The organism is Ruegeria sp. HKCCD3925, from assembly GCF_057221175.1.
Genome location: NZ_JBWVBI010000002.1, coordinates 150,781 through 171,109 on the forward strand (window position 1 = coordinate 150,781; position 20,329 = coordinate 171,109).

The window sequence follows — 20,329 nt, forward strand, 5'->3', positions numbered from 1 at the left end:
TTCAGACGCCCCGCAGTCAGAGCTTTATCCAGGCGGTTTTCAATTCAAAGTACTTCTCAAGCGCGTGCAAAGATTTGTCATGCCCATTCCCGGATTGACCCACGCCCCCAAGCGGAACGGTCAGGTCCGAGCCGCCATAGGTGTTCACATGCATGACCCCGGTCCGCACTTCGGCCACCATGCGATGCGCGCGACTGAGGTTCGAGGTCCAGACTGCGCCTGCGAGCCCATAGACTGTGGCATTGGCAAGCCGGATCGCCTCGGCTTCGTCATTGAACGGGGTCACGGCCAAGACTGGGCCGAAGACTTCGTTCTGAAACAGATGATCCGTTTCTTTGACACCTGCCATAACTGTGGGGGACATATAGTAGCCCCCGGTTTCGGTCAGAATGCGGTTTCCGCCCGTACGACGTTCGGCACCTTCAGCTTCGGCCTTGGTAACGAACTCCAAATTGGCCTCTAACTCGGGCAGGCTGTGCACGGCACCAATCTGGCTGTTCAGGTTCAACGGATCACCAACGCGAAAGGCTGCGGCGTAGCGCGTGATCTCGGCGACAAAATCCTCGTAGATGTCCTGCTGCACCAGCAGGCGCGAGCCCGCGATACAGACCTGTCCGGAGTTGCGGAAAATCCCGGCAGCCGAGACCTTTGCAGCTTCCGCCAAATCGGGCGCGTCAGCGAAAACAATATTCGGAGACTTGCCACCCAATTCCAGATAGCAGCGTTTCAGATTGGACCGCGCCGAGTATTCCAGCAGTCGCCGACCTGTCGCGCCGGATCCTGTGAAGACCATGATGTCCACATCCATCGACAAGGCCAAAGTTTCCCCCACGACCGACCCGCGCCCGGTCACCACGTTGAAGACGCCATCCGGAACTCCGGCTTCGGCAGCCAGCTCAGCGATTTTCAACAGGCTGAGCGATGCGCTTTCTGCAGGCTTCAAGACGATGGAGTTGCCCGCCGCAAGGGCAGGGGCGATTTTCCAACTGCCGATCATCAACGGGAAATTCCAAGGCACAATCGCCCCGACAACTCCGACAGGCGCATGATGTACGAGGCCAAGAACATCGTTGCTCGTCGGGGCAATCTGCCCGTAAATCTTGTCGATGGCTTCGGCATAGTAGCGGAAAGTGGCCGCAGCCGAGAGCGCCTCGGCCTTATAGGCCATATTGATCTCGGTTCCGTTGTCGCGTACGCCCAGCACCGCGATCTCAAGCGCGCGGGATTCGATCAGATCCGCCAGTTTCAGCAGAACCTTCTTGCGTCCTGCTGGAGCCATGCGCGACCACCGGCCATCCTCAAACGCTGCCCGCGCGGCATGTACCGCTGCATTAATATCCGCCGGGTTGCCCTCGGCGATTTGAGCGAGAGGCTGGCCGTCGATGGGCGACAGCACCTCATGCAGGGCGCCAGTTTCACCGGCACGGAAATCGCCATTGATAAAGTGTCCGCGTGTGGCAATCTCCTGCACGCGCAAGGCATCGATGGAAGACTGATCCATGAAAGCTATCCTTGTTGGTTCGGGTGGTCGGAATCCACGGCTGGGACATGGGGTTCGGGGCGCAGCTTGTTTTTGAACTCGTAGTACAGCGTGCGGAAATGCAGGATCAGGATCAGCACAATCAGGCCGAACAGAATGGCTGCGATGGGCCGGTCGATGAAGTCCAGCGGCGTCTTGACCCGAGCCATTGCGCTGCGAAGCTTGGTTTCCATGATTCCACCCAATACCATGCCCAGGATGATCGGGACGATCGGCAGATCAAGCCGTTTGAGGATCAGACCAAAGACGCCAAACCCCGCAGCGATCGCGCAATCGGTGATCGAATTGCGCAGGCTGTATACTCCGACAAAAGCAAGGATCAGGATCATCACGCCGAGGAAGCGTGTGGGGATTTGAATGATCTTTAACAGCAGGTTTGTCGAAAACAGCAGAAAGACCAGAACGATCACATTCAGCAGGATCAGCGCCATATATAGGGCCATGACGAAATCCATCTGGTTCTCAAACAGTTGCGGGCCGGGGATCACGTTGTGAACATAGAAGACCGACAGCATCATCGCCGTAAGCGCTTCGCCGGGTATACCGAGGGCGAGTAGGGGGATCATCGCTGCCCCCGGCACGGCGTTGTTCGCGGCTTCGGATGCCACCAACCCTTCGGGCGAGCCATCGCCGAATTTGTCGGGATTTTTCGAGCTTTTCTGAGCATAGGTGTAGGACAGAAACTGCGAAGTGAACTCACCCGTTCCCGGCACCATGCCCATGAATACCCCGATGCTTGAAGAAACGGTAGCGATCCGTTTCAGGCCCAACAGTTCCTTCAAACCTGCAAAGATATTCCCGCTGACATGGGTGTCCTCTGGAGCGTGGTTCTTTTCCAACAGCAAAAGAAAAGCCTGGCTGAGCGCAAACAGGCCCAGCACAACCACGATCAGGTCAACGCCTGACGCCAGCCAACTTTGATCGAATGTATAGCGGCGCGTATATTTGACGGGTTCCAGTCCGACCGTGTTCAAAAAGACGCCAAATGCAGCAAGCATACCTGCTGCAAAGATCTGTCCTCGATGGGCTAAAACGACCAGAACAATACCTAGCAACGCGGCCAAAAAAATCTCGCGGCTGCCAAAATGCGGGGCGATCATGGCCAACACGGGCGAGAGGACCATCAGGCAGATGATGGCAAAGACCCCCCCGAAGAATGAAGCTGAATAAGCCAGCGATAACGCCCTGTGGCCTTGGCCGCGCTTGGTCATTGGATAGCCATCATAGGTCGTCAGCGCATTGACCGCCGTGCCGGGCGTGTTGATCAGGATGGCCGGGATCGCGCCGCCATACATGGATGATCCGTAAATCCCCAACAACAAGGTCAGACCGACGATGGGCTCAAAGGCAAAGGTTGCGGGCAACAGGATGGCGATGGCAACGGCAGCGCCCACACCGGGCAGCGCGCCGATGATGACACCACCGATCGAGCCGATGAACAAGGCCACGATGACCTGCCATTGCAGCAGGATTGAAACACCGGACAGAAGGGTATCCATGCGTGCCTCCCTACAAATATGTCAGCGCAAAGGCGCGGATCGAGTCGGGAAGGTATTCATAGACAGCCCCTGCCGGGATTTTGACTTGCAGAAACGCTCGGAACACGATGGTGACGACGAAGCCGAACAGGGCTGCGATGCCGATCGCGCCCGAGCCTCGAAACCCTGAGCGCAGCGTCAGAAACACCGCGAACAACATGGTGGACGGCAGATAGCCAAGCTGTGGCACCAGTAGGACATAAATCAGGAAATAAGCCACATATTCCAGAGACCGGACCCAAAACCCGACCTCGGCCCAACGACCATCTATCCGATCGGATAAGGCAGAGCTGAGCCAATGCAAAAAGCTGAACAAGACCATGCACCACACGGCAACGGTGGGCCACAGACCGGGTTGAGCAAACCATTTGGTCCGTTTGACGACCTGCGTCTGCTCCCCAAGCTGAGACAGTAGAAACACCGAGAAAGCCAGGAACAATACGGCAAAGACAATATCACCCGGACGGCGATACCGTTTGAACATGTCCTGAAGCGTTCTTGCGATCATTTCATCCTCCCAGCCCTATGAAGAAGGCGCGGAAATCACTGCCCGCGCCTCGATCCGGGGTGTTACTCGCCTAGAATTTCTTCTATTTTGGCGAATGACGCTTTATCTTGCTCGATCTGTGCATTCGAAGCATCGGGATCCTGCCAATAGATCAGCGCACCGGTTTCTTCGGCAAGCTTTTTAGCCTTGTCCGATTGCAGTGCTTTTTGGGCTGCGGCGGTGATTTTTTCGCGAGCCTCGGGCGGCGTGTCTTTGTGAACAAACAATCCGTTCCACAGCGCCAATGGCAGGTCTGGGTTAAGCTCAACCACTGTCGGCGTATCCGGTACCAGAGCGATCCGGTCGCCGCCGATGCTGGCCAGCACGTTCACTTCATCCAGACAGGGCAGAATAAGCTGGAGCGTGGTGTTGATGACATCAACGTCACCGGACGCCAAGGTGTTGCAGTCCAGCGCATCGAACGCGGCTTCGCTGGCAAAGTCGAAACCGCTGCTGACAGCGGCGGCAAAAGTAACCTGCGTGGGTGGCAGAACCGAGCCAAAGTGGCCGAGTGCCACGTCGTTTGACTTGCCGTGTTCCACCAACTCATCCCAGCTTTGGAACGGGGCGTCTTTGCTCGACGCGATTACGAACGGGTAGGTCAGGAAGATGCCGATCGGTTCAAATGGGTTCGGGTTCAATTCAGGAATACCAATCTCGGGCCCGATGACTGGAACACCAATCACAAACGACCCGATCGTATAGCCATCCGCCGGTGCTGTGGCGACTTCGACTGCGCCGGGGAAAGGACCACCACCGCCGCCGGGCTTGTTCACAACAGCTGCCGGTACCCCGTACATCGCCTGAAATTCATCTGCGATCATTCTGGTCAGGACATCTTCAAGATCACCCGGAGGCCAAGGAACCACAAAGGATACCGGCTTTTCGGGGTATTCTGCCAAAGCGGCCGTTGCAGAGGCGACCATCACGGCTGCCGCAATAAACTTTTTCATTTACACCTCCCAGTGAATGGTTCATTATTTGAACCGTGTTAACAATAATAATCTTGCTTTGTTAAGTTCATTCTGTCAAGGATAACCTCAGCGGAAGGAGGCAAAACACATGGGTGCCGCACTTAATGCGCTAAAAATGCTGGACTTATTCTCAAACACGATGGCCGAAATCGGCCTGAGTCAGGCCGCGCGCCTGTCAGGGTTGAATAAGGCGACAGCCCTGCGTCACCTACGAGCGCTTGAAGAATTCGGGTTGATCGAACAAAACCCGCAGTCAAAGACCTATACCATCGGACCAGCTGCGCTGCGGCTTGCGGCACTGCGCGAGATTGCCAAACCCGGCCTTGAAGGCGCGCGCCAAAAAATGCACTTGGCCATGCAGGAGGTTGGCGAAAGCCTGCACCTAACGCTGCTGGAACAGGGCAGCCTGCAAACCGCCATCGTGGTTGAGACAACCAAGCACAGCGTTCGCGTCAGCCTTGATCCAAGCGAGATCATCCCGGTCAACGCGACTGCGGCGGGTCTATGTATGCTCAGCTTTGGCCCACCTTTCCTGCTGGATCGTCTGGATCAGGAAGCGCAGGTACGTTTCACCGAATCCACCCTGACAGACCCGGATCTGATCAAGGAAAAAGTTGCTCTGATCCAGCGGGCTGGCTGGGCCAACAGCAATGGTAGCTATGAAGAGGGCGTTTTCGGATTTGCGACCCCAATCTTTGGCATCGACCAAGTCGCCCTTGGGACCATTTCGATCGCGGTCCCAGAAATCAGAGCTACCCGTGAACGCCTGCCCTTGATTCTGAAATCCCTTCAATCCCTCTCGCGCGATCTGACCGCAAATTTCGGCGGCCAAATGCCCGAGGCCTTTCCAACCGAGTTCCACCCATGAGCGAAAGTGGACAACCCCGGAGAACCGCAACATGAAAGACTCCAACTTTCTTAAGGAGAACAACGCCCGCCATTTCTGGCATCCGATGGCGCACCCGGCCGACAGCCGGAACAACCCTCCGACCATTCTGACCGGCGGGGAAGGGGTTAGCATCATCGATGTGGACGGGCACAAGGCCATCGACGCCGTGGGTGGCCTTTGGAACGTCAATCTGGGCTATTCCTGCGATCCGGTGAAACGGGCGATCACTGATCAGCTGAATGCGCTGCCGTATTATTCGACCTTCCGGGGCACGAGCAATGACAAGGCGATCGAGCTGTCTTACGAACTGGCGCAGTTCTTTGCTCCTGATGGGCTGACACGCGCCTTTTTCACCTCGGGCGGATCGGATTCGGTGGAAATCGCATTAAAGCTTGCGCGTCAGTTCCACAAAGTCCGGGGCGAGCCTGGTCGCACCAAGTTCATCAGCCTTAAGCAAGGATACCACGGTACTCATTTCGCAGCCGCCTCGGTCAACGGGAACCAGAAATTCCGTGCCGCGTATGAACCCATGATGCCCGGCTGCTTTCATGTGCCTGCGCCTTGGACCTATCGCAACCCGTTTGACGAAACCGACCCTGAACGCCTGGCTCAGCTTTGCGTCAAAGCGCTTGAAGCCGAGATTGCGTTCCAGGGGGCCAACACGGTTGCCGCCTTCATCATGGAGCCGATTTTGGGCGCTGGCGGTGTAATTCCGCCGCACAAAAGCTTTATGCCCATGGTGCGTGAGGTTTGTTCGAAGAACGGTATTCTGCTGATTTCAGACGAAATCATCACGGCGTTTGGTCGAACCGGTAGTGAAAGCGGAGCGAGACATTGGGGCGTCCAGCCTGACATCATGACGACGGCCAAGGCGATCACCAATGGCTATTTCCCGTTTGGCGCCGCGATGATCTCGGGGGCAGTTGCCGAGGTATTTGAAAATGACACAACCGGGTTGGCATCCGTTGATCAGGGATACACCTATTCCGGTCACCCCGTCGGCGCGGCGGCGGCACTGGCGGCTCTTTCAGAAATCAATCGTCTGCGGATTTGGGAAAACGCTGCAGCACGCGGGGATGAGCTGTTCGAGGGCTTGAAGAAACTGGCTGAAAAGCACGAGGTGATTGGTGACGTACGAGGGGGCGAGGGCCTTATGTGCGCGCTGGAGCTGGTCTCGGACCGCGCAAGCAAGGCGCCGATTGCCAAACAACTGCCAATACAGGTGCAAAAGGCAGCTTATGAGGATGGTGTGATGGTGCGCGTATCTGGCAACAACATCATCATTTCGCCACCTCTGATTGTCACATCCGACGATGTTGCGAAGATCCTGTCAGCGCTGGATACAGGATTGTCGAGTTTGTAGTCGTCGCGCAGACCCCGCTTGCCAACTGGCGGGGTCAAACCTTAACAGCTTGCAGCTCTTCAAGCAGGTCCAGTAGCTCATCAAGCTTCTCTCGCCCCATCTGCGCCTCAATACTATTTGAAATGGCCAATGACGCTTGCAGGTTGTCTTTCAAAATCTGCCGACCCGCATCAGTAATCATCACCATCGTCCGCCTTTTATCCTGGCTGTCCTGACGGCGCGTGACCTGTCCATCGGCTTCCATGCTGCGCAATATTCGCGTCAGGCTGGGCAGCAACAGACAAGCTTCTTTGGCGATAGCGCTTTGCTCGACCTCGCCAAGCTCATCCAGTACGCGCAGGACGCGCCATTTTTGCTCGGATATCTGTATATCCTGCAGCATGTCCCTGATGGGGGCCATGATCGTTTCGCGGGCGCGCAATAATGCAATAGGAAGCGACCTTGAGGTGCTCTTGGTATGGCTTTGAGTGTTCATGCCGCCTTCTAGTGTGCTGCCCCAGGAAATGCAAAGATTAACAACGCAACTTCTTGACGACATAAGCTCATAATGGTAAACATGTTAATTAATAACGGAGGAATCATGCCGCATTTTCATGTCGAATATTCCGGGAATCTGGAAGACAGGATCGACATGGGCGGTCTGTGCGATTGCATCCGTGCAACGGCCGCTGAGGTTGACACCTTTCCGCTAGCAGGCATTCGCGTCCGAGCGATCCGTGTTGATCACTATGCCATCGCAGACGGAAATCCAAAGCATGGGTTCATCGATATTTCGATCCGGCTGCGGGCCGGTCGTTCGCAGGCCGACAAGAAGGACGCAACGCAGCGCATCTTCGAGGCGGCCCGAACCTATCTGGAGCCCGCCATGAGCCAGCATTCCATCGCGCTGTCGCTTGAGATGCGCGACATCGATCCCGACCTCTCCCCCAAAACCGGCACGATCCGCGACCATCTGGAGGCCTGACCATGAGTGACCTGCACAAGAATATTGAACGGCTTGATGGTTTCCTTGCCCGTTTCAAGAAGACCGGGATCAAGAACCGGATCGCAGGAGAAGATCAAGATGGGTCAGCAGGGGTGTTTCAGACGATCTCTCCGGTGGATAAATCGGTGATCTGCGACGTCGCCCATGGCACTACGGAAGATGTCGATACAGCAGCACAGGCCGCGCATGAGGCATTTGCAGATTGGCGCGACATGCCCGCCCCGGAGCGCCGCCGGATATTGCTGAATGTTGCAGATGCGATTGAGGCAAGAGCCGAAGAGATCGCGCTGTGCGAATGCTGGGATACCGGCCAGACCCTGCGCTTTATGTCCAAAGCCGCCCTGCGAGGGGCTGAGAATTTTCGCTATTTTGCCGATCAGGTGGTTCAGGCGCGGGATGGTCAACACCTGAAATCACCGACACTGATGAACATAACCACCCGCGTCCCAATCGGGCCCGTTGGTGTCATCACGCCGTGGAACACCCCGTTCATGCTTTCGACATGGAAGATCGCTCCGGCACTGGCCGCTGGCTGTACGGTCGTCCACAAACCAGCTGAAGATTCACCGCTGTCTGCGCGGCTATTGGTCGAAATCGCGGAAGAAGCCGGTCTGCCCAAGGGTGTGCTGAACACTGTCAACGGTTTTGGTCCAGACGCAGGTAAGCGGCTGACCGAACATCCATTGATCAAAGCCATTGCCTTTGTCGGTGAAAGCCGTACGGGCAGCATCATTACCAAGCAAGGCGCAGATACGCTTAAACGGATGCATCTGGAGTTGGGCGGTAAGAATCCGGTCATCGTCTTTGACGACGCCGACTTGGATCGCGCGCTGGATGCGGTGATCTTCATGATCTATTCGATCAACGGCGAACGCTGCACGTCTTCTTCGCGGCTGCTGGTACAGGATACGATCAAGGAAGAGTTCGAAGCCAAGCTGATCGAGCGCGTGAACAATATCAAGGTCGGCCACCCGTTGGACCCTGCAACCGAGATTGGCCCTCTTGTAACGGAAGAGCATTACAACAAGGTCACTTCATACTTCGACATCGCCAAGGAAGACGGCGCGACTGTCGCGGCCGGTGGCGTCAAGGTGGGCGAAGAGGGGTACTTCGTACGGCCCACCCTGTTTACTAACGCTAACAATCAAATGCGCATCGCACGCGAGGAAATCTTTGGCCCTGTCCTGACCGTGATCCCGTTCTCGACTGAGGAGGAGGCGCTGCAGATCGCAAATGACACGCAATATGGTCTGACCGGCTATGTCTGGACCAACGATCTGACCCGCGCGTTACGTTTCACGGACAAGCTTGAGGCCGGAATGATCTGGGTGAACTCGGAAAACGTACGCCATCTGCCCACACCGTTTGGCGGGGTCAAGGCATCCGGCATCGGGCGCGACGGCGGCGACTGGAGCTTTGAGTTCTACATGGAACAAAAGCATGTCGGCTTTGCCACAGGCCAGCACAAGATCATGCAGTTGGGTAAGCTATAGCGGCCCCTCAGACGACAATCGCGCGAAAAACCTTAACTCTAGGAGGAGACCATGGGAGAAATCGTTCTTGCCGCCAAAATGACCCATGTGCCGACTCTGCTCATGTCTGAGCAGGAAGGCCCGGTTAAGGGCAAACGCCAGCCTGCCATTGATGGTCACCGCAAAATCGCGCGCCGTGCAAAAGCGCTGGGGGCGACCACGGTGATCATCTGCGACACGCATTGGGTGATCAATGCCGGGTTCCACATCAACGCCAATGAAAAATTCGAAGGTCTGTTCACGTCGAACGAGTTCCCGCAGTTCATCCAGGACCTGCCCTATTCCTATGAGGGCAATCCTGAAATGGGTGATGCCATCGCAAAGATCGCGTCGGACAAAGGCGTCTACACTTTAGCGCATCACTTGGACAGTCTCGAACTGGAATACGGTACGCTGGTCCCGATGCGCTTCATGAGCCGCGAGCATGATATGAAAGTCGTCTCAGTCGCGGCCTGGGCCACGGTGCATAGCCATGACGAAAGCCGGGTCATTGGTGAGGCCATCCGTGAAGCGGTTGAGGCCAGCAATGAAAAGGTGCTGTTGGTCGCGTCAGGCTCGTTGTCGCACAAGATCTGGGCGAACAAGGATTATGCCGCCAATAACGGCACTTTCACCATCAGCTCGGAATTCAACCGTCAGATGGACTTGCATGTGCTTGAGATGTGGAAGAACGGCGACCACGCCACGTTCCTGAAAATGCTGGGCGACTATGCCAATTTCTGCTGCGGCGAAGGCTCGATGCATGACACGTCGATGCTCTACGGAGCGTTGGGTTGGGACGCCTATGACAAAAAATGCGAGGTTGTGACCGAGTATTTCCCAAGCTCCGGCACTGGTCAGACCAACGTCATCTTCCCCGTTTAACAGGAGGTTTCAATGCCCGTTCCAGCCCCCAACCTGTACCCCGACTTCAACACGATCCGGCTGAGCCATGTTTGCCTGAACGTCAGCGATCTTGTTGCTTCGCGCAAATTCTACTCGGAGATTCTGGGTTTGCAGGTCTCGGACGAAAGCGACACACATGTCTACCTGCGCGCTATGGAGGAACGTGGACATCACTGTGTGATCCTGCAGAAATCCGATCAGCCGGGCACCGTTGAAGTCATGGGTTTCAAAACCTTCGACGAGGATGATTTGGATCGGGCCGAGGCGTATTTTATATCCAAAGGCCGACCGACCTCATGGGTTGATCGCCCCTATCAGGGCCGGACTCTGTTAACCTCGGACAATATGGGCATACCGCTGGAGTTCTATCACAAGATGGATCGCCTGGAGCCGATCCATCAGAAATACGCACTCTATCGTGGTGTGAAACCGCTGCGGATCGATCACTTCAACTGCTTCTCGACCAATGTCGATGACAGTGTCGCATTTTATAGTGATTTCGGGTTCCGCGTGACCGAGTATACGGAAGACGAAGACAGCAAGAAACTGTGGGCCGCGTGGATGCACCGCAAGGGTGGGGTGCATGATATGGCCTTCACCAATGGCAAAGGCCCAAGGATGCACCACGTGGCCTTCTGGGTGCCAACACCGCTGAACATCATCGATCTGCTCGATCTAATGGCCACCACCGGCTATGTGGACAACATCGAACGCGGCCCGGGGCGACATGGTATTTCGAATGCTTTCTTCCTGTATATACTCGATCCCGACGGACACCGGATTGAGATTTATTGCTCGGATTATCAGACCGTTGACCCCGATCTGGAGCCGATCAAATGGGACCTGAAGGACCCGCAGCGTCAGACGCTCTGGGGCGCTCCGGCGCCGCGCAGTTGGTTTGAACACGGCACATCCTTTGTCGGTGTGGATGTAAACGAGCCAGACCTGTCTGCGTCTCCCATCATCGCACCGTAAGCAAAGTATGCTTGATCTAAAACATCTTAGTATGGGCGGGTTCCATAACGCCGAGGAGGCCTGATGCGCATTGCAACCTACACTGCCAACGGTGAAACATTTTTTGGTGCGATCACTGATGAAGGCGCGGTCGCACTAAACAGCGAATTTGCAGAGTTCAAAAGCCTCTACGAGGTTGTCGCCGCTGGGGCGTTTGGCCAATTGGCCGAGGCTGCCGAAGGAAAGCCGGTAACCCATACGGATTTCACCTTTGAGATGGTGATGCCGGACGTTCGTCGCATTCTGTGCGTTGGTGTGAACTTCCCCGATCGCAACGCGGAATACAAAGATGGAAGCGCCCAGCCGAAATACATGTCGCTATTTCCGCGCTTCTCCAGCGGATTTACTGGTCATAATCGCCCGCTGATCCGACCGCCTGAAAATCACACTCTGGACTACGAGGGTGAAGTGGCCATCGTGATCGGCAAAGCAGGCCGCCGGATTTCGCAGGACGATGCTTATGGCCATATTGCAGCCCTGACCTTGTGCAACGAAGGTACGATCCGCGATTGGGTTCGGCACGCCAAGTTCAACGTCACCCAAGGCAAGAACTGGGACAAATCGGGTGCCATCGGCCCTTGGCTGGTCCCTTTCACTGATGCCGCGCAACTGGATGGCGCCCGCATCCAGACCCATGTGAATGGTGAGTTGCGTCAGGACGATACGTTGAACCGAATGATGTTTCCGATCCGGCGCGAGATTGAATACATATCAACCTTTATGACGCTTCAACCGGGCGATATCATCGTTACCGGCACCCCAACCGGCGCAGGTGCACGATTTGATCCGCCAAAATACTTGGCTCCCGGCGATGTGGTTGAGGTATCCGTCGATGGGATAGGCACCCTGCGCAACACCATCGAGGATGAGCAGATATGACCCCCGAAGACCATGCGCGCGCTGCCGCCGATCTGCTGAACGCGGAAAGGACGCGACAGCAGATCGGTCTACTGACATTGCGGTATCCCGAAATGGCGATGGATGACGCTTATGAAGTGCAGAATGCCATCTATCGGGCCAAGCTGGCGGAAGGGCGCAAGGTCATCGGCTGGAAGATCGGGCTGACCTCGAAAGCGATGCAATATGCTTTGAATATCGACATTCCTGATAGTGGTATCCTGTTTGACAACATGGCCTTTGAAAATGGCGGGACCGTTCCCGCAGGTCGTTTCATCCAACCACGTATCGAAGCCGAGATCGCCTTTGTCATGAAGGAGGCCATTGGTGGCGCCGATGTGAGCCGCGATCAGGTTTTGCGGGCGACCGACTATGTTACTCCGTCCATCGAAATCCTCGACACTCGTATTAAGCGGGCAGACCCTGAGACTGGAAAGTCACGCACAGTATTCGACACGATCAGCGACAACGCCGCAAATGCCGGCATTGTACTAGGGGCGGAACGCCACCCAGCGGATGCGTTTGACCTGCGATGGGTAGGGGCCCTAACCTTCCGCAACGGTGAAATCGAGGAAACCGGCCTGGGTGCGGGCGTATTGAATGATCCGGTCGAAAGTATGGTCTGGTTGGCCCGTCGCATGGCGCAATACGGCCAGAGCATTGAACCCGGCCACGTGATCCTGTCCGGCAGCTTCATTCGCCCGATCGAATGCCCATCGGGTGCGGAAATCCACGCCGATTTCGGATCGTTCGGATCCGTCGACATCAATTTTGCCTAAAGGAGCAGCGACATGCCCGCACCAAAGAACACCTTTAAGGCCGCATTAAAGGCTGGAAAGCCTCAGGTCGGGTGCTGGATCGGAATGGCCGACGCATATGCAGCAGAAATTTCCGCGACCGCAGGGTTCGATTGGTTGTTGGTCGATGGCGAACACGCACCAAACGACCTGCGCTCGACCCTTGAACAGGTGCGAGTGATCGAAAGTTCGGGCAGCGCGCCAGTTGCACGTCTACCGATTGGTGAGACATGGATGATCAAGCAATATCTCGATGCGGGTGTTCAGAGTATTCTGGTGCCGATGGTCGAAAGCGCTGATCAGGCGCGCGAACTGGTACGCGCGGTGCAATACCCCCCACACGGCGTGCGAGGTGTGGGATCATCCCTTGCGCGGGCTTCGCAATTTGCCGAGATCCCGGACTACCTCGATACGGCGGATGAGCAGATTTGTCTGCTGCTACAGGTTGAGAACAACGCGGGCATGGCCGCTCTGGACGACATTCTGACGATTGATGGAGTAGACGGAGTTTTTGTCGGACCTGCAGATCTGGCCGCCGACATGGGTCATATCGGCAACGCCGAGCATCCAGATGTTGTGGAGGCCATTGAAGACGCGCTGACCCGCATCGTCGCGGCAGGTAAAGCCGCGGGTATCCTAACACTGGACCCTGCAATGCAGCGTAGGTGTCTTGAGATCGGCGTGACCTTTCTGGCCACTGAAATTGACGTCACCCTTTTCGCAAAGAGTATGCGCGCAAAAGCGCAAAACGGCCTCGCGCTTTTGCCGCGACAAAACGCTATCGGATCGGCGACAACAGAAAATGCCAGCAAGTACTTACAGCAATTGTGCAAACATTGGTCACATAAGGGACAGGTCGAGTTCGATGCAAATACTGGAACCGTTTTTTTTGACAGTGGCAATGCCGTCGAACTAAAGGCGACGCCAGTAGCACTGGAAGTTCGCGCCTCGGCGCAGCCACGCGATGACCTGGACAGTTGGAAGACAGTGATTTCCGATCACCTGAAACGGTTTGCCTTTCGCGAAGAGTTTGAACTGAACTGGGATGACTAGCGACTTTTGCTAAGCTGGATATCGCAGAAAAACAAAGAGGCCCTTCAGGAACTTTGTTTTTGGTCGGAGTGAGAGGATTCGAACCTCCGACCCCTGCCTCCCGAAGACAGTGCTCTACCAGGCTGAGCTACACTCCGACCGTGGCGCGTGATCTATACCTCGTCATATCGATGTGCAAGAGGGATTTTGGGCGTACACACATATGTCGTCGCTGGATTCGAGGGGTGGTTTTAACCCTTCGCCTGATCTGCGAATTCGCTGAGTCACTGCAACGGATCGGTTCGATACAGTCGGATTTTTGTTCCGCCGTGATCAACGATTGGGCCGGGGGGAAGCATTGGCAATCGCGTTGCGCGGGCAAGTCCGGGTGTGGTGGTGATGATGCCCACACGCCATCGCTGGAAACGACTGGATAATACCTTGCCTAAACTGCCATAGAGCGACCGCAGGCGCTTTTCATCACCGATGCGTGCCCCGTAGGGCGGATTGACGATGACCAGCCCAGCTGGGCCTTCTGGCGGCTTGATATCACTGACCGAACAGTGCTGAAATCGGGTGGCATGATCCACTTGTGCCTGTCGGGCGTTAGAGCGTGAAGCCTCGACTGCGCCTGTATTGCGATCTGAGCCAAAGAATCTCAGCTCTGTTTCGGGTCGACCGGTACGAGTGCGCATTTTTTGCCAGACATCTGGATCGAAGCTTGCCAAATCTTCGAATGCGAACTGACGTGAGCGGCCTGGGGGCAGACCAAGTGCAATTTCAGCCGCTTCGATAACGAATGTTCCAGAGCCACACATCGGGTCCAGAACCGGTTCAGACCCGTCAAACCCACACTCACGCAGGAACATCGAAGCCATTGTTTCCCGCATCGGGGCCTTGGCGACTGCAGGCTTATGACCGCGCTTGTGCAAGGGCTCGCCGGATGTGTCGACGGAGATCGTGCATATGTCTTTTTCGATTCTTAGCAGCACGCGGACTTTGCCATCGGGTGAGACTGAGGTGCCGAGCCCCTCGGATATGGCTTGTTCGATGCGCTGTCGCGCCGCTCCTGCATGATAGATACGAGATTTGCGGCAGGTTGCCTCGACCTTCACGGGAATGTCTGGACTGAGATAACTCGCCCACGGAAATTTTCGGGCGCGCTTGTCCAATTGCGCCAAATGCACGGCGGGGAAACTGCCCAGTCGCACCAGAACCTTGTTGGCACCGCGCAATTCCAGATTGGCGCGCCAGACTTCCGGCCAATCGCCACGGCACACAACACCACCTGGAACGATCCTGGCGCCTGAGAATCCGCGCTCGATGACCTCGGCACACAAAGGCGTTTCGAGCCCTGGAGTGGCAATCAGAAAAATCTCGAATTTATCATTGTTGTCCATTGTGGTTGCTTACACCGGTTGATCAGCCTGTGCGACACGCAAATTAAATGGGCAAATTGTTCTGAACGACCGTAAGCTCAAAAGAATGTGACATTCCTTTTCGATTTTGGGCGGTAACAGGTTTGCGTTTGCACTCATCCCCGCGTAAAGGAGCCGTGATCGGAAATACGCCTGCGGATTCTGGTCGGATAATGGCGCTTTCGCGACCGGACAGACGGGAAATTTCGTGTTATTTCCTGGCATCATTGTAAGATGGCGCGCAGCAGGCGCAGGACAAAGGCTTGGAAGAACGTAGCAACATGCAAACTTTCAAACTAAAAAAAGGGTTGGATTTGCCGGTTGAAGGCGCGCCCGAACAGAAAATCCAGCCGGGGCCTGAATTCTCGTCGGTTGCCGTTCTGGGCAGTGATTATATCGGATTAAAGCCCAAGATGCTGGTGCAAGAGGGCGACGCGGTCCAGCGAGGAACGCCGTTGTTCTGCCACAAGGATGCGCCCGACGCGATGATGGTCGCGCCGCTGACTGGCAAAGTCGTGGCAATTAATCGCGGGGCGCGACGTGTATTGCAGAGCGTGGTGATCGAGGTTTCGGATGCCAATGACGCCGGCATAGATTTCTCGGGCACCGGCGATGCCGAGACTGCCGAAGGTGTCACGGCTAAGCTCTGCGCGGCCGGGCTGTGGACTTCTTTCCGGACACGTCCTTATTCAAAGATGCCCGAACCAGGCTCCAAGCCTACAGCAATCTTCGTGACAGCCATGGACAGCGATCCACTGGCAGGTGATGCGGCATTGGTTATTGCGGATGCGGGCGAGGCATTTGCGGCTGGTCTCGCAGCTGTCTCAAACCTGACCAACGGCAAGACTTATCTGTGCCAGCAAGAGGGGGCATCCATCCCCGGTTCCGATCTGCCAGGTATCGAAGCGGCTGCGTTTTCCGGCCCACACCCCTCGGGCCTTGCTGGAACTCATATTCACTTCCTTGAGCCGCTGGGAGGGGACAAGCAGGTTTGGACCATTGGCTACCAGGACGTGATCGCGATCGGTCGTCTGATGCAGACCGGTCATCTGGATTCAAACATCGTGATTGCTTTGTCTGGACCGGGCGCGCGCCAGCCGCGCCTGATCCGCACCGTGATGGGCGCGTCGACGGATGACCTGACCCGGGATGAAGTGAACGTCGACGGGATCGCGCGGATCATCTCGGGGTCGATCTTGTCGGGGCAGCATGCCGATGGTCCGACCGCCTATCTGGGCCGTTTTGCGCGCCAGATCAGCATTATTCGCGAAGATCATGATCAGCACACACTGGGCTGGATTCTTCCTATGCCTTCGAAATATGCGGTACAGCCTGTTTTGGGATCGGCTTTTGCCAAGAAGCTCTATTCATTCACGTCAAACCTGAACGGTGGTCGCCGCGCGATGGTGCCGACGGGTGTATTCGAAGAGCTTATGCCCCAGGATTATCTGCCGACGCAATTGCTGCGGGCGCTACTGGTGATGGACACCGACACCGCGCAGGCGCTGGGTGCACTGGAACTGGACGAAGAAGATCTGGGCCTTGTGGGCTTTGCCTGCCCTGCGAAATATGAATATGGGCTGGCGCTGCGCGACTGCCTCACCAAGATTGAAAAGGAGGGCTGATCCACATGGGTTTGCGCAGCTTCTTCGATCGGATCGAGCCGAACTTTACCAAGGGCGGCAAGTACGAAAAATATTTCCCCATCTACGAGATGGTGGAAAGTTTTATCTACACTCCGAAAACCGTCACAACCGTCGCGCCGCATGCGCGCTCTTACGTGGATATGAAGCGGATCATGACCTACGTCGTGATTGCTACGATCCCCGCAATCCTCTGGGGGATGTATAACACCGGCTATCAGGCAAACTCGGCCATTGCTACGTTGGGAACGGATTCGGCAACAGGCTGGCGGATTGCGATCCTGCAGGTGTTCGGCATCTCGCTGAACCCTGACAGCATTTTCGCCAATGTGATGCATGGATTGATGTATTTCCTTCCGATCTACATTACCACACTGGTTGCGGGCGGTATTTTTGAGGTCATCTTCGCCACTGTGCGCGGCCATGAGGTCAACGAGGGTTTTCTAGTAACCTCGATGCTTTACACACTGATTATGCCTGCGACAGCGCCATTGTGGCAGGTCGCGTTAGGCATCATTTTCGGTGTCGTGATCGGTAAGGAAGTATTTGGCGGCACGGGCAAGAACTTCCTCAACCCAGCGCTGGTCGGACGCGCTTTCCTATATTTCGCCTATCCCGCGCAAATGTCGGGGGATTCAGTCTGGACCCCGGTGGATGGATTTTCCGGTGCGACTGCTTTGGGTGTCTCCGCTGCTGAAGGCGTTCAAGCACTGGCGGCCGACGGGATCACCTGGGCCAATGCCTTCTTCGGGCAAATTCAGGGTAGCTTTGGAGAAACATCGACGCTGGCTTGCATGATTGGCCTGGCCTTCCTGCTGATGACCAAGATTGCCAATTATCGCCTGATAGTGGGCTGTCTTGCGGGCACCATAGGCTTCACGCTTCTGCTGAATCTTATCGGATCGGACACAAATCCGATGTTCGCGATGCCTTGGTACTGGCATATCGTTCTTGGGGGCTACGCCTTTGGTCTGGCGTTCATGGTAACCGAGCCCGTTTCGGCCAGTCACACCAATATGGGCCGCTACATCTATGGCGCGCTGATTGGTATCATGGTTGTGATGATCCGCGTCATTAACCCAGCTTTCCCAGAAGGTATGATGCTGGCAATCTTGTTCGGAAACGTTTTTGCGCCGCTGATCGACTATTTCGTCGTCCAGGCAAACATCAAACGGAGGGCGCGTCGCCATGTCTGATACGCAATCCAATGAACCCAAGGGAGCGATTGCCAAGTTTCTGGCTGCTTCGCCAGATTCGGTTGGCAAGACTATCTTTGTTGCCGTTGCCGTCTGCCTTGTAGCCTCGATGGTCGTGTCTGCTGCTGCGGTCAGCCTGCGCCCGGTGCAGGAAATCAACCGTTTGAAGGATAAGCAAGTCAACGTTCTGCAAGTTGCCGGCATCTACGAACCAGGCATTGATGTGACCGAGGCATTCGCTGCCTTTGAGCCGCATGTACTGGAATTGTCTACAGGTGAATTCGTTGACGATCAGTTCGACGCGACCACCTTCGATGATATCGCTGCTGCCAGCGATCCAGAACTGAGCGTCGCTTTGGACGATGACCCGGCTGGGATCGGGCGCAAGTCCAAGTACCGCGTAATCTATCTGCTGCGTGATGATGCCGGGGCGCTCGACAAGGTAATCCTGCCGCTTCACGGCTATGGCCTCTGGTCCACGCTCTATGGTTTCATCGCGCTGGAAAACAACGGCAACGATATCTACGGCCTGCAGTTCTATCAGCACGGTGAGACACCGGGCCTTGGCGCCGAGGTGGACAATCCTCGCTGGAAGGCGCTGTGGAATGGCAAAAAGCTGCGCGATGATGCAGGCGATCTGCAAATCACCGTTGCCAAGTCGCAGCCTGCGGCAGGCCCCGATTTCTATGTCGATGCGCTGGCTGGTGCCACGCTGACGTCGGTTGGTGTCGATAACCTGGTGAAATTCTGGATGGGCGACGCGGGCTACGCCCCGTTCCTGGCCAAACTGCAAGCAGGAGAGCTCTGATGTCTCAGACCAAGAAAGAGATGCTGGTCGACCCGCTTGTCGACAACAACCCGATCACGCTGCAGGTGCTGGGCATCTGTTCGGCGCTGGCGGTGACCTCGTCACTGCAGGTGTCGATGGTGATGGCGCTGGCGGTGATCTTCGTGACCTCGTTCTCGTCCTTCTTTATCTCGTGCCTGCGAAACCAAATCCCGGGTTCGATCCGGATCATCGTACAGATGGTTATCATTGCCTCACTGGTGATCCTGGTGGACCAGATCCTCAAGGCTTATGCGTTTGAGATTTCAAAAACACTGTCGGTCTTTGTCGGCTTGATCATCACCAACTGTATCGTGATGGGCCGGGCCGAAGCGTTTGCCATGAAGAACCCCCCGGTCGCGTCCTTTATCGACGGTATGGGCAACGGCATGGGCTATGGTCTGATCCTGCTGCTGGTAGGTTTCATTCGTGAGCTGTTTGGCGCCGGGTCACTGTTCGGTGTCACCATACTGGAGACCGTCAACAATGGCGGCTGGTATGTGCCCAACGGCATGCTGCTGCTGCCGCCGTCGGCTTTCTTCATCATCGGTCTGATCATCTGGGCCTTCCGCACATGGAAGCCGAACCAGGTGGAAGAGCGTGAATACAAAATACAGCAGGTAGAGGCCCACTGATGGAAGGTCTGATTTCACTGGCCGTAAAGGCCATCTTTGTCGAAAACCTTGCGCTCAGCTTCTTTCTGGGGATGTGCACCTTCATCGCTGTTTCGAAGAAGATTTCAACTGCGCTGGGTCTGGGCATCTCGGTCATGGTGGTGCAGGCCATCACCGTGCCGGCGAATAATCTGCTGCTGAACTATCTGCTGAAACCAGGTGCGCTGGCTTGGGCAGGTTTCCCGGATGTGGACCTGACGTTCCTTGGACTGATCTCGTATATTGGCGTGATCGCAGCGATGGTTCAGATCCTTGAGATGGTGCTCGATAAGTATTTCCCCCCACTCTACAACGCGCTGGGGATCTTCCTGCCGCTGATCACTGTAAACTGCGCCATTTTGGGTGGTTCACTGTTCATGGTGGAACGCGACTACAATTTTGCCGAAGCGGCGACTTACGGTCTGTCATCTGGCTTTGGCTGGGCTCTGGCGATTACTGCGATGGCGGGTGTTCGGGAAAAGCTGAAGTATTCGGACATTCCCGATGGTCTGCAAGGCCTGGGTATCACTTTCATCACCGCTGGACTGATGGCGATGGCCTTCATGTCCTTCTCGGGCGTGAAACTGTAAGGAGGGCGGA

Annotated in this window: 20 protein-coding genes and 1 tRNA gene; 14 read left to right on the forward strand and 7 right to left on the reverse strand. The window is 55.9% G+C overall.

Annotation, left to right across the window (positions count from 1 at the left end; all coding sequences use genetic code 11):
* Nucleotides 1–16: 16 nt before the first annotated feature.
* The 4 genes from AC2TEM_RS05665 to AC2TEM_RS05680 form a co-directional block, all read right to left on the reverse strand.
* Nucleotides 17–1,501: an aldehyde dehydrogenase family protein gene (locus tag AC2TEM_RS05665; RefSeq protein ID WP_170422673.1), complete on the reverse strand. Its 1,485-nt coding sequence runs from the start codon at nt 1,499–1,501 to the stop codon at nt 17–19.
* Nucleotides 1,502–1,506: 5 nt separating this feature from the next.
* A complete protein-coding gene (locus AC2TEM_RS05670; RefSeq protein WP_170407148.1) occupies nt 1,507–3,039 on the reverse strand; it encodes a tripartite tricarboxylate transporter permease in 1,533 nt (510 codons plus the stop codon).
* Between the two features lie 10 nt (nt 3,040–3,049).
* Nucleotides 3,050–3,586: a tripartite tricarboxylate transporter TctB family protein gene (locus AC2TEM_RS05675; RefSeq protein WP_170394014.1), complete on the reverse strand. Its 537-nt coding sequence runs from the start codon at nt 3,584–3,586 to the stop codon at nt 3,050–3,052.
* Nucleotides 3,587–3,648: 62 nt separating this feature from the next.
* Nucleotides 3,649–4,578, reverse strand: coding sequence for a tripartite tricarboxylate transporter substrate binding protein (locus tag AC2TEM_RS05680; protein WP_170422675.1), 930 nt, complete (start codon nt 4,576–4,578; stop codon nt 3,649–3,651).
* 109 nt (nt 4,579–4,687) lie between these two features.
* Between AC2TEM_RS05680 and AC2TEM_RS05685 the strand changes: the two genes are divergently transcribed.
* Complete coding sequence (locus AC2TEM_RS05685) at nt 4,688–5,467, forward strand: IclR family transcriptional regulator (RefSeq protein WP_170422676.1); 780 nt, start codon at nt 4,688–4,690, stop codon at nt 5,465–5,467.
* A 31-nt stretch (nt 5,468–5,498) separates the two neighbouring features.
* Nucleotides 5,499–6,851 (forward strand): aminotransferase class III-fold pyridoxal phosphate-dependent enzyme, encoded by a 1,353-nt coding sequence (locus AC2TEM_RS05690; RefSeq protein WP_170422678.1) that lies wholly within the window; start codon nt 5,499–5,501, stop codon nt 6,849–6,851.
* Between the two features lie 34 nt (nt 6,852–6,885).
* Here the strand turns inward: AC2TEM_RS05690 and hpaR are convergent, their stop codons facing one another.
* The gene (gene hpaR / locus AC2TEM_RS05695) at nt 6,886–7,326 is read right to left on the reverse strand and encodes a homoprotocatechuate degradation operon regulator HpaR (protein WP_170394006.1); all 441 of its coding nucleotides are present in this window, start codon (nt 7,324–7,326) and stop codon (nt 6,886–6,888) included.
* Between the two features lie 105 nt (nt 7,327–7,431).
* On the opposite strand from hpaR, the gene AC2TEM_RS05700 reads away from it, so the two are divergent.
* From AC2TEM_RS05700 to AC2TEM_RS05730, 7 genes are all read left to right on the forward strand, one after another.
* Complete coding sequence (locus tag AC2TEM_RS05700; RefSeq protein ID WP_170422680.1) at nt 7,432–7,815, forward strand: 5-carboxymethyl-2-hydroxymuconate Delta-isomerase; 384 nt, start codon at nt 7,432–7,434, stop codon at nt 7,813–7,815.
* A 2-nt stretch (nt 7,816–7,817) separates the two neighbouring features.
* Nucleotides 7,818–9,329, forward strand: a complete 1,512-nt coding sequence (hpaE, locus tag AC2TEM_RS05705; RefSeq protein WP_170422682.1) for a 5-carboxymethyl-2-hydroxymuconate semialdehyde dehydrogenase — start codon at nt 7,818–7,820, stop codon at nt 9,327–9,329.
* Nucleotides 9,330–9,380: 51 nt separating this feature from the next.
* A complete protein-coding gene (hpaD, locus tag AC2TEM_RS05710) occupies nt 9,381–10,232 on the forward strand; it encodes a 3,4-dihydroxyphenylacetate 2,3-dioxygenase (RefSeq protein WP_170561957.1) in 852 nt (283 codons plus the stop codon).
* Between the two features lie 12 nt (nt 10,233–10,244).
* Nucleotides 10,245–11,228 (forward strand): 3,4-dihydroxyphenylacetate 2,3-dioxygenase, encoded by a 984-nt coding sequence (hpaD, locus tag AC2TEM_RS05715; RefSeq protein WP_170422686.1) that lies wholly within the window; start codon nt 10,245–10,247, stop codon nt 11,226–11,228.
* 63 nt (nt 11,229–11,291) lie between these two features.
* Nucleotides 11,292–12,146 carry a fumarylacetoacetate hydrolase family protein gene (locus AC2TEM_RS05720; RefSeq protein WP_170422688.1) on the forward strand — a complete coding sequence of 285 codons (855 nt, stop codon included), beginning with the start codon at nt 11,292–11,294 and terminating at the stop codon, nt 12,144–12,146.
* A complete protein-coding gene (gene hpaH, locus AC2TEM_RS05725; RefSeq protein WP_170422690.1) occupies nt 12,143–12,943 on the forward strand; it encodes a 2-oxo-hept-4-ene-1,7-dioate hydratase in 801 nt (266 codons plus the stop codon). The genes AC2TEM_RS05720 and hpaH overlap by 4 nt, the downstream gene beginning before the upstream one ends.
* 12 nt (nt 12,944–12,955) lie before the next feature.
* The gene (locus AC2TEM_RS05730) at nt 12,956–14,014 is read left to right on the forward strand and encodes an aldolase/citrate lyase family protein (RefSeq protein WP_170422692.1); all 1,059 of its coding nucleotides are present in this window, start codon (nt 12,956–12,958) and stop codon (nt 14,012–14,014) included.
* A gap of 60 nt (nt 14,015–14,074) precedes the next feature.
* On the opposite strand, the gene AC2TEM_RS05735 is transcribed toward AC2TEM_RS05730, so the two are convergent.
* Nucleotides 14,075–14,151 (reverse strand) — tRNA-Pro (locus tag AC2TEM_RS05735).
* 126 nt (nt 14,152–14,277) lie between these two features.
* A complete protein-coding gene (locus AC2TEM_RS05740) occupies nt 14,278–15,393 on the reverse strand; it encodes a THUMP domain-containing protein (protein WP_170422694.1) in 1,116 nt (371 codons plus the stop codon).
* Nucleotides 15,394–15,692: 299 nt separating this feature from the next.
* On the opposite strand from AC2TEM_RS05740, the gene AC2TEM_RS05745 reads away from it, so the two are divergent.
* Genes AC2TEM_RS05745 through nqrE form a run of 5 tightly spaced genes read left to right on the forward strand, consistent with a single transcriptional unit; the run spans nt 15,693 to nt 20,319 of the window.
* Complete coding sequence (locus AC2TEM_RS05745; RefSeq protein ID WP_170422696.1) at nt 15,693–17,036, forward strand: Na(+)-translocating NADH-quinone reductase subunit A; 1,344 nt, start codon at nt 15,693–15,695, stop codon at nt 17,034–17,036.
* Between the two features lie 5 nt (nt 17,037–17,041).
* Nucleotides 17,042–18,250, forward strand: coding sequence for an NADH:ubiquinone reductase (Na(+)-transporting) subunit B (locus AC2TEM_RS05750; protein ID WP_170422698.1), 1,209 nt, complete (start codon nt 17,042–17,044; stop codon nt 18,248–18,250).
* On the forward strand, nt 18,243–19,058 hold the full coding sequence (locus tag AC2TEM_RS05755; RefSeq protein ID WP_170393983.1) for a Na(+)-translocating NADH-quinone reductase subunit C: 816 nt from the start codon (nt 18,243–18,245) through the stop codon (nt 19,056–19,058). Before AC2TEM_RS05750 ends, AC2TEM_RS05755 begins: the two co-directional genes overlap by 8 nt.
* Nucleotides 19,058–19,711 (forward strand): NADH:ubiquinone reductase (Na(+)-transporting) subunit D, encoded by a 654-nt coding sequence (locus AC2TEM_RS05760; protein WP_152460184.1) that lies wholly within the window; start codon nt 19,058–19,060, stop codon nt 19,709–19,711. The genes AC2TEM_RS05755 and AC2TEM_RS05760 overlap by 1 nt, the downstream gene beginning before the upstream one ends.
* Nucleotides 19,711–20,319 carry an NADH:ubiquinone reductase (Na(+)-transporting) subunit E gene (nqrE, locus tag AC2TEM_RS05765; protein ID WP_050603817.1) on the forward strand — a complete coding sequence of 203 codons (609 nt, stop codon included), beginning with the start codon at nt 19,711–19,713 and terminating at the stop codon, nt 20,317–20,319. The genes AC2TEM_RS05760 and nqrE overlap by 1 nt, the downstream gene beginning before the upstream one ends.
* The last annotated feature ends 10 nt before the right edge of the window (nt 20,320–20,329 follow it).

What these genes read in the sequence shown, in the direction of transcription:
- AC2TEM_RS05745 (WP_170422696.1), top strand. Translation starts at nt 15,693, where the DNA reads ATGCAAACTTTCAAACTAAAAAAAGGGTTGGATTTGCCGGTTGAAGGC.
- AC2TEM_RS05685 (WP_170422676.1), top strand. Translation starts at nt 4,688, where the DNA reads ATGGGTGCCGCACTTAATGCGCTAAAAATGCTGGACTTATTCTCAAAC.
- AC2TEM_RS05760 (WP_152460184.1), top strand. Translation starts at nt 19,058, where the DNA reads ATGTCTCAGACCAAGAAAGAGATGCTGGTCGACCCGCTTGTCGACAAC.
- AC2TEM_RS05750 (WP_170422698.1), top strand. Translation starts at nt 17,042, where the DNA reads ATGGGTTTGCGCAGCTTCTTCGATCGGATCGAGCCGAACTTTACCAAG.
- hpaH (WP_170422690.1), top strand. Translation starts at nt 12,143, where the DNA reads ATGACCCCCGAAGACCATGCGCGCGCTGCCGCCGATCTGCTGAACGCG.
- hpaR (WP_170394006.1), bottom strand. Translation starts at nt 7,326, where the DNA reads ATGAACACTCAAAGCCATACCAAGAGCACCTCAAGGTCGCTTCCTATT.
- AC2TEM_RS05690 (WP_170422678.1), top strand. Translation starts at nt 5,499, where the DNA reads ATGAAAGACTCCAACTTTCTTAAGGAGAACAACGCCCGCCATTTCTGG.
- hpaD (WP_170422686.1), top strand. Translation starts at nt 10,245, where the DNA reads ATGCCCGTTCCAGCCCCCAACCTGTACCCCGACTTCAACACGATCCGG.
- AC2TEM_RS05700 (WP_170422680.1), top strand. Translation starts at nt 7,432, where the DNA reads ATGCCGCATTTTCATGTCGAATATTCCGGGAATCTGGAAGACAGGATC.
- AC2TEM_RS05755 (WP_170393983.1), top strand. Translation starts at nt 18,243, where the DNA reads ATGTCTGATACGCAATCCAATGAACCCAAGGGAGCGATTGCCAAGTTT.
- nqrE (WP_050603817.1), top strand. Translation starts at nt 19,711, where the DNA reads ATGGAAGGTCTGATTTCACTGGCCGTAAAGGCCATCTTTGTCGAAAAC.
- AC2TEM_RS05680 (WP_170422675.1), bottom strand. Translation starts at nt 4,578, where the DNA reads ATGAAAAAGTTTATTGCGGCAGCCGTGATGGTCGCCTCTGCAACGGCC.
- AC2TEM_RS05675 (WP_170394014.1), bottom strand. Translation starts at nt 3,586, where the DNA reads ATGATCGCAAGAACGCTTCAGGACATGTTCAAACGGTATCGCCGTCCG.
- AC2TEM_RS05720 (WP_170422688.1), top strand. Translation starts at nt 11,292, where the DNA reads ATGCGCATTGCAACCTACACTGCCAACGGTGAAACATTTTTTGGTGCG.
- AC2TEM_RS05670 (WP_170407148.1), bottom strand. Translation starts at nt 3,039, where the DNA reads ATGGATACCCTTCTGTCCGGTGTTTCAATCCTGCTGCAATGGCAGGTC.
- AC2TEM_RS05665 (WP_170422673.1), bottom strand. Translation starts at nt 1,501, where the DNA reads ATGGATCAGTCTTCCATCGATGCCTTGCGCGTGCAGGAGATTGCCACA.
- AC2TEM_RS05730 (WP_170422692.1), top strand. Translation starts at nt 12,956, where the DNA reads ATGCCCGCACCAAAGAACACCTTTAAGGCCGCATTAAAGGCTGGAAAG.
- hpaE (WP_170422682.1), top strand. Translation starts at nt 7,818, where the DNA reads ATGAGTGACCTGCACAAGAATATTGAACGGCTTGATGGTTTCCTTGCC.
- AC2TEM_RS05740 (WP_170422694.1), bottom strand. Translation starts at nt 15,393, where the DNA reads ATGGACAACAATGATAAATTCGAGATTTTTCTGATTGCCACTCCAGGG.
- hpaD (WP_170561957.1), top strand. Translation starts at nt 9,381, where the DNA reads ATGGGAGAAATCGTTCTTGCCGCCAAAATGACCCATGTGCCGACTCTG.